Below are 12457 nucleotides of genomic sequence, written 5' to 3' on the forward strand. Positions count from 1 at the left end.
GCCGACTCCCATCAGGTGGGGGTGGCGGCGGCGAGGCGGGTGGAGAGGGCGCGGATGCGGTCGACGAGCTCGGGCGGCTCGTGCACCTCGAAGCCGATGTCCATCAGCGCGACCCAGACGGCGAGCTCGTCGAGGTCGTTCGAGCCGCTGGACAACGTGCAGGACCGCTCGTCGATCGGCTCGATCGCTCCCATCGTGGCCGGCATGTGCTCGGCGACGACCTCGGCCGGAGCGTACATCGTGAAACGACCCTGGTACCGATAGGGCGCGCTGGAGATCGACCGGGACATGTAGGCCGCCAGGTCGGGGTCGGGCGGGTCGCGAGGCACGAATCGCGGCCCGTTCGGCGTCCGCAGGCTCAGGCGGTCGATCCGATAGGTGCGCCAGCCGGCCCGGCCGGTGTCCCAGCCCAGCAGATACCAGTGCCGCCCCGAATGGACGAGCCGGTAGGGCTCGGCGGCGCGGACGCTCTCCTGCCTGTCGTGCGTCCGGTAGTCGAACCGCAGGGTCTCGTGGTCGCGGCAGGCGGCGGCGATCGCGCTCAGGGACGCCGGGTCCACCGCCGAACCCGCCCGTCCCATCGGCACGGTCATCGACCGCAGCGCGTGCACGCGCTGCCGGAGCCGGGACGGCAGCACCTGCTCCAGCTTGGCCAGCGCCCGCACGGAGGTCTCCTCGATCCCCGACACCGAGCTCCCGGCCGCCGTTCGCAGCCCCACCGCGACCGCCACCGCCTCGTCGTCGTCCAGCAGCAGCGGCGGCAGGTCCGTGCCCGCGCCGAGCCGGTAGCCGGGCGCGCCCGCGGTGGCGTGCACGGGATAGCCCAGCTCGCGCAGCCGCCCGACGTCACGGCGTACGGTTCGCGTGGTCACGCCGAGCCGCTCCGCCAGTTCCGCGCCCGCCCACTCCCGATGGGTCTGCAGGAGCGAGAGCAGTCTGAGCAACCGGGCCGATGTCTCCAACATGCCCCCAGATTGCCGTACTCCTAGGACCGGTCCTGTCCTAACCCCTCCCTAGCGTGATCACCATGACGTTCACCACGGAGATCGCTCCGTTTCGCATCGATATCCCGCAGTCCGCGCTCGACGACCTGCACGACCGGCTGGCGCGCACCCTCTGGCCCGACGAGCTGCCCGGCGTCGGCTGGTCGTACGGCATCCCGGTCTCGTACGTGCGGGAACTGGCCGAGTACTGGCGCAGCGGGTACGACTGGCGAAAGCACGAGGCGGCGCTCAACGAGTACCCGCAGTTCACCACCGAGATCGACGGCCAGAACATCCACTTCCTGCACGTGCGGTCCCCCGAGCCGGACGCGCTGCCGCTCGTCCTCACCCACGGCTGGCCCGGCTCGATCGTCGAGTTCACGAAGGTGATCGGCCCGCTCACCGACCCCCGCGCACACGGCGGCGACCCCGCCGACGCCTTCCACGTCGTCGCCCCGTCCATACCCGGCTTCGCCTTCTCCGGCCCGACCCGCGAGACCGGCTGGGACCTGCACCGGGTCGCTCGCGCGTGGGCCGAGCTGATGAGCCGCCTCGGATACGAGCGCTACGGCGCCCAGGGCGGCGACAGTGGCTCGGTCGTCTCCCCGGAGCTCGGCCGCGTCGCTCCCGACCGGGTGGTCGGCGTGCACGTCAACGGCGCGCTCGGCTTCCCGACCTTCGACCCGGCCGAGATGGAGGGCCTCACCGAGACCGAGCAGGCCCGCATGATGATCTACGCCGACAACGACCGCTCCGGCTACGCGATCCTCCAGGCCACCCGGCCGCAGACCGTCGCCTTCGGCCTGCACGATTCCCCCGCCGCCCAGCTGGCCTGGATCGTGGAGAAGTTCAAGGAGTGGACCGACCCCGCGCACGACCTGCCTGAGGAGGCGGTCGACCGTGACCAGATGCTCACCGACGTGACGATCTACTGGCTGACCCGCACCGCCGCCTCGTCCGCCCGGCTCTACAAGGAGGGCTCGGCACAGTGGGGGACGCCGGTCGAGCGTTCGGAGATCGCGCACGGGGTCGCGGTCTTCCCCGGCGACGGCGGGATCCGGCGTGTCGCCGAACGCGAGCACAACGTGATCCACTGGTCGGAGTTCGACCGGGGCGGCCACTTCGCCGCGATGGAGGCCCCCGACCTGCTGGTCGACGACGTCCGGACGTTCTTCCGTAAGGTCCGCTGACGATACGGAATGTGTCCGGCCGCCGGTGCTCCGGGCGACGTCCGAAGGCTAGGAGCGGATACCGAGCAGGGCCTGGGCGAGGGCCACGGTGAGCAGTTCGGCATCGGTCAGTTTGGGTGGGCGGCCCAGACGGGCGGGGCCGCCGGGAGCGCCGAGCCAGTCATCGATCTTGACCTCGTCTAGCCGGCTCGGCGACCTCGTGCGCGCCGCCCTCGTCCTTGTCCACTTCGAGCATCGCCGGATCAATTGAAACTCACTGAGAAAACGTCACCGCGGGAACGTTCCTCCGGCCGAGTACGAGGAGACGTTCCACCGATCAACCGCCGGCACCGGCCTGGCGATCGAGACCCAAGCGATCCAGTCTCCAACTTTGCCGGGGCGGCCCAGTTCCAGACGAATGACCTGGCCTTATATAAGATGCAATGGTTTATGGAGCCTTGTTAGGGTGCCGGGATGCCTGCTCAACGCGTCTTGCTGCCACGGTCGACACCGGCCGCCTCGGGGATGTCATCCCGTTCGATCACCGCGTTGCTGGACCGGCTAGAGGCACGATCCGTTGAGTGTCACTCCATCATGGTCGTACGCCGCGGTCACGTCGTCGCCGAAGGCTGGTGGGCACCGTACTCGGCCGAGCGCCCGCACCTTCTCTACTCGCTGACCAAGTCGTTCACCTCGGTCGCCGTGGGGCTCGCGATCGCCGACGGTCTGCTCTCGCTGGACGATCGGGTGGTGGAGGTGTTGCCCGACCACGTCCCGGCCGACATCTCCGAGCAGGCACGCCGCCTCACCGTTCACCACCTGCTGTCCATGACGACCGGACACCGCACCGACAGCCTCGCCGAGGCCTGGCGACTGGAACCGCACGACCTGGTGAAGGGCTTCTTGCGCGTACCGTTTCCCGAAGCCGAGGGAACACGGCACGCCTACGACAACCCGACCACCTTCGTCCTGGCCCGGATGGTGGAACGGGTCACCGGCCGCGGCCTGCCGGAATTTCTCGATGAGCGCCTTTTCGCGCCGATGGGCGTCGAGCACGCCGAATGGGACCGGGTGGCCAGTGGTGCCGCCTTCGGATTCCACGGGCTGCATCTCACGACCGAGGCCGTCGCCGCCTTCGGCGAACTGCTGCTGCGCGGCGGCCTGTGGGGCGATCGGCGGCTCGTCCCGCGCGAATGGGTGCGGCTCGCGACCAGACGGCACATTGACACCCTGCCATTCGAAGACGGGTCGGGGAACGCCGACTACCTTCGCGGTTACGGCTACCAGTTCTGGATGTCGCGTCACGGTTACCACGGTGACGGCTCCTTCGGCCAGCTCTGCGTGGTCGTCCCGTCGCACGATCTCGTGGTCGTCGTGACTGGCGCCAATACGCAGGCACAAGCCGTGTTCGACGCCTTGTGGGAGTGCCTGCTGCCCGGCATGGACGGCGCGGGAAGCACCCGCGACGATGAGATCCTCACCGATCGGCTGCGGGGGCTGTCACTCGCGCCAGTGCCGGGCTCGGCCGCCCCGGAGCGTTCTGTCAGGGCGAGGCTCGACGCCTCCGCCGAAGACTCGGCCCTGCCCGATGCGACCACGGTGACCGTCCATCCCGTGGACGGTGGGTGGCTCCTGGGAATCGGGTCGTCCCTCGACGTCGAGGTCGGCCACGGCCGATGGCGGGAAAGCTCACCGCTCGGCCGCCCCGTCGTCGCGGCCGGCGCCTGGCAGGGCGACACGTTCGTCGCCGACCTTTACCTCATCACCACCCCGCACCGGGTCCGGCTGGTGGTCGACGCCGACGCGGGCACAGCGGTCGCGACGTGGAACATCGTGCCCCTGACCGGACCTGGTCTGGCGTTGCATTTGCGGTCGCCGCTGATGACACGGCCCGACGTCGCGTAGGTGACATCAGCTGGGCTCTCAGGTGTCGGTCCGGTTCGGACTCTGATCGATCATCGATGGGCGACTGGTTTCCTGGACATCGAAACCCTGCATGCCCGGTATCCCACCGTGCGCCGGCACAACTACGCCGAATGAGCATGACAGTACTAGCGGTCGCTCCACTTGATCTCGTGGGGGAGCAGGGTGAACGACCTGCCGTCCACGGTCGTGGTGATCTTCGCGTCGACGGTGTTGACCATCAGCAGCCGCCGAGGCTGCGCGAGCACCCGGACGCCGGGGTCGGAGGAGGTGACGGGCTCCAGTTCGGCTCCGGCGGGGAACCAGGTGGTGAAGTCGGCGATGAGTTTGCCGGTCGGCAGTTCGGCGCCGGTCCGCGGGTCCCACATGCACCCCTGGCAGGCGCCCTCCTTGGTCTGCGGATTCCAGTACAGCGCCGTGGCGGCACCGCTCTTCGCGAACTCGATCATCGAGGCGGCCTGGACGGCGAGCCGCATCGGCTCGGGCCAGGTGGTCTTGTCCTCGGGAACGAAGTACCACTCCGACCACCAGACCGGCATGTCGCCGGTCTTCTCGCGCAGCCAGGTGGTGACCGCGCTGAACTTGCCCAGCGCGCCGAACGCGTCGGGCAGCATCTCGTGGGCGTCGGTGAGCGAGGCGCCGTCGACCACGACGAAGTCGGCGCCCTTCTTGTTCTTGAACCAGTATTCGAAGGCGTCCAGGGCGTTCTGGTTGACGACCCCCCACGGCCCCCGCAGCTCGGATTTTCCTGTCCTGTTGCTGTCGAAGCCGAGATAGGGACCGCCGACCATGGCGTCGGGCCGGACCGCCTTCACCGCGTCGTAGACCTTGTTGTAGAGCTCGGTGTATCCCTTGAAGTCCGCGGGCTTGGAGTGGTCCTTCCAGAAGCCCTTGAACTCGTTCCAGACCATGAAGTACTTGACGTCGCGATACTTGGTGGCGACGGCCGCCGACAGCTTGGCGAAGTCGTCGAAGTGCTTGGGGTAGGGGGCGTCCTCCAGGTGCTCGCTCCAGCCCACGTCCGTGGTCGGGCCCTCTGGTCCGCCCTTCATCCAGTCGGGGGCGCAGCAGAGCGTCATGATCTGCGTGCCGCCGGACAGCCTCATGAGGTTCGTCCTGCTGTCGAGGTCCTCCCAGTAGAACTCTTTCGGGCGGGGCTGGGGGTTGAGCGCTCCGAATCCCATGATGTGCTGGTTCTGCAGCATCGGGGTTCTGGCGAGCGTCCCGGCCACGACCCGCTCGAACTGCTCGGTGACGTTGTTGGCGCTCACCCCCGTGTGGGTGAGCCCCCAGCGGGGCCACCCGGGGTCGACCGGCGGCGCCTTCCCGATCGCGGTGTCGAGCACCGCGGGTGGGGTGGCGGACTGCCGTACGACGGGGACCGCCTCGTCGGCGGTGTCGGTGGAGGAGCACCCCGCCGCCACCAGCGCCGTCGCGACGGCCACCGCCATGGCGATCACCCGGCCGGGACGTCGCCCTGTGGATCTCCCGCTGTCTGCTGGCACCTGAACATCCTGCCCGATCTTCGACATCCGCTTCACGCCGAGGGTTCCACAGGCGATGTAAGAGCGTCGTACAGGAATGCCGTGCGTGGGTTAAGCATCCCGGCCAACCTGCGGAAACATCCTCCGCGGGCTCCGACTTCGCGGGCGGGACGCCGACCGTCTCGTCACACCGGCCGGCTGGAGGCGCGGAGACGGGTCCCGGGTCGCCATCGTCCTACTTCTCGTGCCGGTGGTGCTGGGCGGCCTCCAGCAGGGCTTCGGCCTGGTGATGGCCGGGGCCGGCGCCGGGGTGCGGGCGGGAGTGGCGGCACCATTCCAGCGCCGTGCGGTGCTCGACCGGGTCGCGCAGGTGCGGGTCGGCGCCGCGCCGCAGCAGGTGCTCCACGCTGGCCGCTCGGCCGTTGCAGGCGGCCAGGCGCAGCGCCTGGCGCCGGTAGAGGAGGTCTTCGGCGTCGATCGGGGTGCCCGCCTCCAGCAGCTGGTCGATCACCGTCAGCCGCTGGTGGTCAGCGGCCATCGCCAGCGCGCGGACGCGGTCGTCCGGCGGGGTGTCGGCCCGCAGCCAGTCCTCCACGTCTCCGGCCGCGGCGGCCTCGCTGAGCCCGGTGATACGGGCGCCGGCCGCCAGCAGGACGTCCAGGACGTCGGTCATGCCGAAGACGGCCGCGTGCAGCAGCGCGGTGCCGCCCGGGACGCCGCCCGCGTGCGGTGCGGCGGTGGCCTCCAGGTCGGCTCCCGCTTCGATGAGGACGGCGGCGACCTCGGCGTCACCGTAGCTGGCCGCGGTGATCAGGGGGGTCTCCGGCTCGCCGGGCTCGCCGTCCACGGGCGCGCCGGCCTCGATCAGCGCGCGGGCGGTGGCGCCGGTGCGGGGCAGCGGCCCGTCGAGGCCGCGACGGGTGGCGTCGAAGCGCAGCATCGCGATGTAGCCGAGTGGGCTGGCCCCGCGGGGGTGGTCGCACCAGTTGCGCAGGCTCTGCTTCGCCTGCTCGGGGTGTGCGGCCAGCAGCGCCCGCAGCCGGGCCAGGTCCCGCTGGTTGAGAATGTCGCGCCGCTCGACCTCGGTCTTCAGCTTCGCCCAGCCGGCAAAACCGTAGCTGCGGGCGATCGCCAGCTGGGCAGCGTTCAGCGTTGGAGTCTCGGTGATGGAGGCGAGGCGCGCACTCGCGGCGTCCTGGCCGGCTTGGGCCGCGCGTAGTAGCTCTTTGGCCTGGCGGCGCAGCTGGGCGAGGTCGGGGCGGTCGGGAAGCTGGGGCATGACGTCTCCCTGGCGAGCCGGTGGTCCGCGTACCGGGCCGATAGGAGATCGTCGGCGTACTGAGTGCTGTGCTGCGGTGAGGTGGACTCTGTCCTGCCCGCGAACCCGGAGGCGCCCCCAGCGCCGTGGACTCCACCATAGTCGAGGTGCGGCCCAGCGAACCCCGAACAGCTCCTAGCGGCCCGGTTGGAAGGCCGACATCGGGATGTGCAGCCAGGTCGGCCGGTTGCGGGACTCGTAGACCACCTCGTACGCGGCCTTGTCGAGTTCCAGGGCGCGCAGCAGGACGGCGTCCTCGGCGCGCAGGTGGCCGCCTCCTGCGGAGTAGCCGGCGAGGAAGGAGGAGCGGTTGAGTTCGGCCCACTCCACCGCGCGGGGGTGGAGCTCGTCGGGGTTGGGGTGGTCGGCGAGCAGGTGGCGGGCGGCGTAGTCGAAGGAGCGGAGCATCCCGGCCACGTCACGCAGCGGGGAGGACAGGGCGCGGCGCTCGGCGATGGGCTGGCCGGGCTCGCCCTCGAAGTCGAGGATGATCCAGTCGTTGTTGGTGCGCATCACCTGGCCGAGGTGGTAGTCGCCGTGGACCCGCTGGACGGGCATCTCCCCGGCCACGTCCGAGACCCGCTGGTAGGCCTCCTCGGCGACGTGGGCGTGCTCGCCGAGCGCGGGCACCTCCTCCACCGCGACGTTCAGGCGGCGGCGGAACTCCTCGACCATCCGCTTGACCTCCTGCGACTCGATCACGTCGGTCGGGAAGGCGGCGGCCATCTCCAGGTGGACGGTGGCGGTGGTCACGCCGAGGCGGTAGGCCTCCGAGCTGAAGTCGCCGCCCGCGTCGGAGGCCGAGGGTTCGAGGGAGCCGTACAGGTCGCGGACGCTGGCCAGGGCGAGGGCCCAGCCGTCGTTGGCGTTCGTCAGGAACTCCTGGGTCATCGCCAGCGTGGTGGTCTCGCCGTCGAGGTCGGTCTCGATCCAGCCGTACGGCTGGGCGATGTGCGTGCCGTCGCGGAGGGCGAGGGCGGTGACGATCTCCAGTTCGGGGTTCACCCCGGCGGTCAGGCGGCGGAACAGCTTGCAGATGTAGGTTTCGCCGTACACCAGCGAGGTGTTGGACTGCTCGGCGCCGAGGACCAGGCTGCGCTTGGAGGTGTCGATCTCCACCCCTTCGAGGTGGCGGAAGCGGAGGGCACCGAGGTCGCGGCCTTCGGCCATGCCTTCGAGCAGGGCGGCGGTGAGGTCGGCGTCGTAGGCGGCGTCGTAGTAGCCGTCGCCGATGTGGGCCGGTTTGAAGCGGGCCCACTCCGGCGCCTCGCTGCCGAGCAGCAACTGGTAGCGGTCGCGTGCCCCCGACTGGTGAACGGAGATGATCAGATGGCGCAGGCGTGGTGACAGCTCCACGTCCGAGTCGACGACGAGATCGTCGATTGGGCGCCCCTTACCGGCGAACCATCGTTGATGGGTGATCCAGCCGGTAAGGAGCTCCGTCAACACGGCTTTACGCCTCCTGAGATGCGGGTGGCAGGGTGAACCAGTAGAACCCATGCCCAGGAAGCGTCAAAAGATACGGAAGCTCGCCAATCGATGGAAAAGGAACTCCGCCCATCGTCTCCACGGGGACCGATCCCTCGAAGCGGCGCAGGTCGAGCTCCACCGGCTGCGGGAACCGGGACAGGTTGTTGACGCACAGCATCCGGTCGTCGCCGAGCTCGCGCACGAAGGCGAGAACGCTCGGGTTGGACGAGTTCAGCTCGGTGAACTCGCCGAGGCCGAAGACCGGGTGCCGCTTGCGGATGTCGATCATCCGCTTGGTCCAGTGCAGCAGCGAGCCCGCGCTGCGCTGCTGCGCCTCGACGTTGAGCGCCTGGTAGCCGTAGATCGGGTCCATGATGACCGGGAGATACAGACGGCCCGGGTCGCAGTCGGAGAATCCCGCGTTGCGGTCGGGGCTCCACTGCATGGGGGTACGGACACCGTCGCGGTCGCCCAGCCAGATGTTGTCCCCCATCCCGATCTCATCGCCGTAGTACAGCACGGGAGATCCCGGAAGGGAGAGCAGCAACGCCGTGAAAAGCTCAATCTGGTTGCGATCGTTCTCCAGCAGCGGGGCGAGCCGCCGCCGGATGCCGACGTTGGCCCGCATCCGGGGGTCCTTGGCGTACTCCGAGTACATGTAGTCGCGCTCGTCGTCCGTCACCATCTCAAGCGTGAGCTCGTCGTGGTTGCGCAGGAAGATGCCCCACTGGCAGTTCTCCGGGATCTTCGGCGTCTGGGCCATGATCTCGGAGATGGGGTAGCGCGACTCCCGCCTCACCGCCATGAAGATGCGCGGCATCAGCGGGAAGTGGAACGCCATGTGGCACTCGTCGCCGCCGGTGGCGGCGTCGCCGAAGTACTCGACCACGTCGGCGGGCCACTGGTTGGCCTCGGCGAGCAGCACCCGGTCGGGGTAGAGCCGGTCGATCTCCGCCCTGACCCGCTTCAGATATTCGTGGGTCCTGGGCAGGTTCTCGCAGTTGGTGCCGTCCTGCTCGAAGAGGTACGGGATGGCGTCCATGCGGAAACCGTCGATGCCCAGGTCCAGCCAGAAGCGCAGCACCTCCAGCATCGCGTCCTGCACGTCCGGGTTCTCGTAGTTGAGGTCCGGCTGGTGCGAGAAGAAACGGTGCCAGTAGTACTGGCCACGGACGGGGTCGTGGGACCAGTTGGACGTCTCGGTGTCGATGAAGATGATCCGGGCGTCCTTGTAGAGCTCGTCGTTGTCGTTCCAGACGTAGAAGTCGCCGAACGGCCCCTCGGGGTCGTGGCGGGAGGCCTGGAACCACGGGTGCTGGTCGCTGGTGTGGTTCATCACCAGGTCGGCGATGACCCGCATGCCGCGCTTGTGCGCCTCGTCGACGAGTTTCACGAAGTCTCCGAGGTCGCCGAAGTCAGGAAGGATCTTCATGAAGTCGGCGATGTCGTAGCCGCCGTCACGCAACGGCGACTCGTACAGCGGAAGCAGCCAGAGGCAGTCGACACCGAGCCACTGGAGGTAGTCCAGTTTCTGGATGAGACCGCGGATGTCTCCGGTGCCGTCGCCGTTGGAATCGGCGAACCCCCGGATGAGAACCTCGTAGAAGACGGCACGCTTGAACCAGTACGGGTCGCGCGGTTTTTCCTCGTCGAAGGTGTTCGGAATTGGTTCAGGTAGCTGACTCACCAGTGGACTCCCCGCTGTTCTGCCGGTATACGCGTACCCGGCCGGCTCACCGCTGGTTCGCCGCCGCGGCACGCAGAGTGAAGACGTGCGCTGGGTGGATGTGGGGATCGAGGCGCACGTAGTTGTCCTGCCGCCAGCGATACGACTCGCCCGAAAGTTCGTCGTCCACGACGAACTCGGCTTGCCAGTCGAGACCGAGGGCGGGCATGTCCAGCGACACCGTCGCCTCGTGGGTGTTGTGCGGATCCAGGTTCACGACGACGAGGACAACGTCGCCCATGCCGTGCCGTCGTGTGGCCGTGTCATAGGCGCCGGGCAACCGCTTGGAAAAGCAGATCACATCCGGGTGGTTGACGCTGTGAAAACGTAGATTACGCAGTTCCTGGAGCGCCGGGTGTGCTCTTCGGAACAAGTTGAGTTGCGTGATGAACGGGGCCAGGCTACGGCCTTCCCGCTCAGCCTCAACCCAATTGCGGGGTTTGTACTGATATTTCTCACTATCTAGGTATTCTTCACTACCCGGTCGAACCGGTACATTCTCCGCAAGTTCATATCCCGCGTACACGCCCCACGTCGGCATCGCCGTGGCCGCGAGCACTGCTCTGATATGAAATGCCGGGACTCCCCCGTGCTGAAGGTATTCATGGAGAATGTCCGGAGTATTGACGAACACGTTCGGCCGCATGTAGTGCGACGTCTCATGGGACAGCTCGCCCAGGTACGACTCGACGTCCGTGCGCGAGTTCTTCCACGTGTAGTACGTGTACGACTGGTGGAAGCCGACCTTGGCCAGCATCCGCATCATCGCGGGGCGGGTGAACGCCTCCGCGAGGAACAACACGTCGGGATCGGTGGCGTGGATGTCGGCCAGCAGCTTCTCCCAGAAGGAGACCGGCTTGGTGTGCGGGTTGTCCACCCGGAAGATCCGCACCCCGTGGTCCATCCAGAGCCGCACGACCCGCCTGATCTCCTCGTAGATCCCCTTGGGGTCCTTGTCGAAGTTCAGCGGGTAGATGTCCTGGTACTTCTTCGGCGGGTTCTCCGCGTACGCGATCGAGCCGTCGGCGCGGATGTTGAACCACTCCGGGTGCTCCTTGACCCACGGGTGGTCGGGCGCGCACTGCAGGGCGAGGTCGATGGCGATCTCCATGCCCAGCTCGCGGGTCTTGGCCACGAAGGCGTCGAAGTCCTCGAACGTGCCCAGGTCGGGGTGGATGGCGTCGTGGCCGCCCTCCTCCGAGCCGATCGCCCAGGGCGAGCCGGGGTCGTACGGCTCGGGCGTCAGGGTGTTGTTGCGCCCCTTGCGGAAACTGTGCCCGATCGGGTGGATCGGTGGCAGGTAGACGACGTCGAAGCCCATCTTCGCCACGGCGGGCAGCCGCTTGGCGGCGGTCTGGAAGGTCCCGGACTTGGGGGCGACGCCCTGCTCGATGATCGCGCCCTCGGAGCGCGGGAAGAACTCGTACCACGACCCGAACAGCGCCCTGCGGCGGTGCACCAGGACCGTGCGCGGAGCCGACCTCGTCACCAGGTCACGCAGCGGGTGGGCGCGCAGCAGCGCCGCGGTCTCGGGAAGCTGGGCGACGGTGAACCGGGCGCGCGGGTCGATCTCGGTGTCGCGCAGTCTGGCCGCGACCGACTGGAGCGCGGCCCGGTGCCCGCAGACGTGCTGCTGCGCCTCCTTGGCGCGCCTCGCCGTCCTCGCCGCGGGGGTCCTGCCGCTCACCGGCCCGCCGGTCGCCGTCGTACCGGTCGCGGGCCCGCAGTCGGCGGCCCGCACCGCTCTCGCCGCGCGGTCGAAGAGCCGGGCGCCCTCCTCGCACATCAGGTCGGCGTCCAGGCCCCGAGGGATCTTGATGCCCGCGTCGTGCAACCAGGTGGCCAGGGGATCGCCCCACGCCTCCACCCGGAAGCGCCACTCACCCTCGGTGGGCAGCGTCACCTCCACGCCCCACCGGTCGGTGCCGGGGGCGAGCTCGCCCATGGGCAACAGGGGGCCGCGCCCGCCGTCGGGGCCGGTGAACACGACCCCTGCCGCGACCGCGTCGTGTCCCTCGCGGAACACGGTCGCGGAGATCTCGAAGGTCTCACCCGCGGCGGCCTTGGCGGGGCGGCGCCCGCAGTCGACCGTGGGGTGGATGTCCTGAATTGGGATTCGTCCGATCATCGCGTCTCAAGGTAGCGGCGGCACGCCCGGTGCCGCCGGGAAGTAAGCAAGGAAGGATCTTCGTTTGTGCAAGCATCACGGGGCGGTCGGTCTCGTGGCAGGCCAAGACCCCGCCCTGCTGGGACGGCCGGTTCCCGAGGGAGTACATTCTGGCTCGTATCTCCGGTGCCCCAATAGTCCATCTTCATGCCTGCCGATGGATAGAGTGCGGGACCTCTTACTCTTCCGCGAGTTGTCCTAACAGTCGATCACCTCT

At 68.6% G+C, this 12457-nt stretch carries 9 protein-coding genes; 2 read left to right on the forward strand and 7 right to left on the reverse strand.

Annotation, left to right across the window (positions count from 1 at the left end; genetic code table 11):
• Nucleotides 1-11 precede the first annotated feature (11 nt).
• A complete protein-coding gene (locus ABZ664_RS12985; RefSeq protein WP_362507581.1) occupies nt 12-965 on the reverse strand; it encodes a transcriptional regulator in 954 nt (317 codons plus the stop codon).
• A 62-nt stretch (nt 966-1027) separates the two neighbouring features.
• On the opposite strand from ABZ664_RS12985, the gene ABZ664_RS12990 reads away from it, so the two are divergent.
• Nucleotides 1028-2173, forward strand: a complete 1146-nt coding sequence (locus ABZ664_RS12990; protein WP_362507584.1) for an epoxide hydrolase family protein — start codon at nt 1028-1030, stop codon at nt 2171-2173.
• Between the two features lie 48 nt (nt 2174-2221).
• Here ABZ664_RS12990 and ABZ664_RS12995 read toward each other — a convergent pair whose 3' ends face one another.
• Nucleotides 2222-2419, reverse strand: a complete 198-nt coding sequence (locus tag ABZ664_RS12995; RefSeq protein ID WP_362507587.1) for a hypothetical protein — start codon at nt 2417-2419, stop codon at nt 2222-2224.
• Nucleotides 2420-2677: 258 nt separating this feature from the next.
• Here ABZ664_RS12995 and ABZ664_RS13000 point away from each other — a divergent pair, with 258 nt between their 5' ends.
• Nucleotides 2678-4057, forward strand: coding sequence for a serine hydrolase domain-containing protein (locus ABZ664_RS13000; RefSeq protein ID WP_362508252.1), 1380 nt, complete (start codon nt 2678-2680; stop codon nt 4055-4057).
• A 146-nt stretch (nt 4058-4203) separates the two neighbouring features.
• Here the strand turns inward: ABZ664_RS13000 and ABZ664_RS13005 are convergent, their stop codons facing one another.
• The 5 genes from ABZ664_RS13005 to ABZ664_RS13025 all read right to left on the reverse strand — a co-directional run bounded on the left by ABZ664_RS13005 (nt 4204) and on the right by ABZ664_RS13025 (nt 12201).
• A complete protein-coding gene (locus tag ABZ664_RS13005) occupies nt 4204-5580 on the reverse strand; it encodes a xylan 1,4-beta-xylosidase (protein ID WP_362507590.1) in 1377 nt (458 codons plus the stop codon).
• Nucleotides 5581-5794: 214 nt separating this feature from the next.
• Nucleotides 5795-6838 carry an ankyrin repeat domain-containing protein gene (locus tag ABZ664_RS13010; protein WP_362507593.1) on the reverse strand — a complete coding sequence of 348 codons (1044 nt, stop codon included), beginning with the start codon at nt 6836-6838 and terminating at the stop codon, nt 5795-5797.
• Nucleotides 6839-7012: 174 nt separating this feature from the next.
• Nucleotides 7013-8326, reverse strand: a complete 1314-nt coding sequence (locus ABZ664_RS13015; RefSeq protein ID WP_362507596.1) for a phosphotransferase — start codon at nt 8324-8326, stop codon at nt 7013-7015.
• A 4-nt stretch (nt 8327-8330) separates the two neighbouring features.
• Nucleotides 8331-10034 (reverse strand): maltose alpha-D-glucosyltransferase, encoded by a 1704-nt coding sequence (treS, locus tag ABZ664_RS13020; protein ID WP_362507599.1) that lies wholly within the window; start codon nt 10032-10034, stop codon nt 8331-8333.
• Nucleotides 10035-10080: 46 nt separating this feature from the next.
• Complete coding sequence (locus tag ABZ664_RS13025; RefSeq protein WP_362507602.1) at nt 10081-12201, reverse strand: alpha-1,4-glucan--maltose-1-phosphate maltosyltransferase; 2121 nt, start codon at nt 12199-12201, stop codon at nt 10081-10083.
• Nucleotides 12202-12457: the final 256 nt, after the last annotated feature.

This window comes from Streptosporangium sp. NPDC006930, from assembly GCF_040635605.1.
GTDB lineage: Bacteria > Actinomycetota > Actinomycetes > Streptosporangiales > Streptosporangiaceae > Streptosporangium.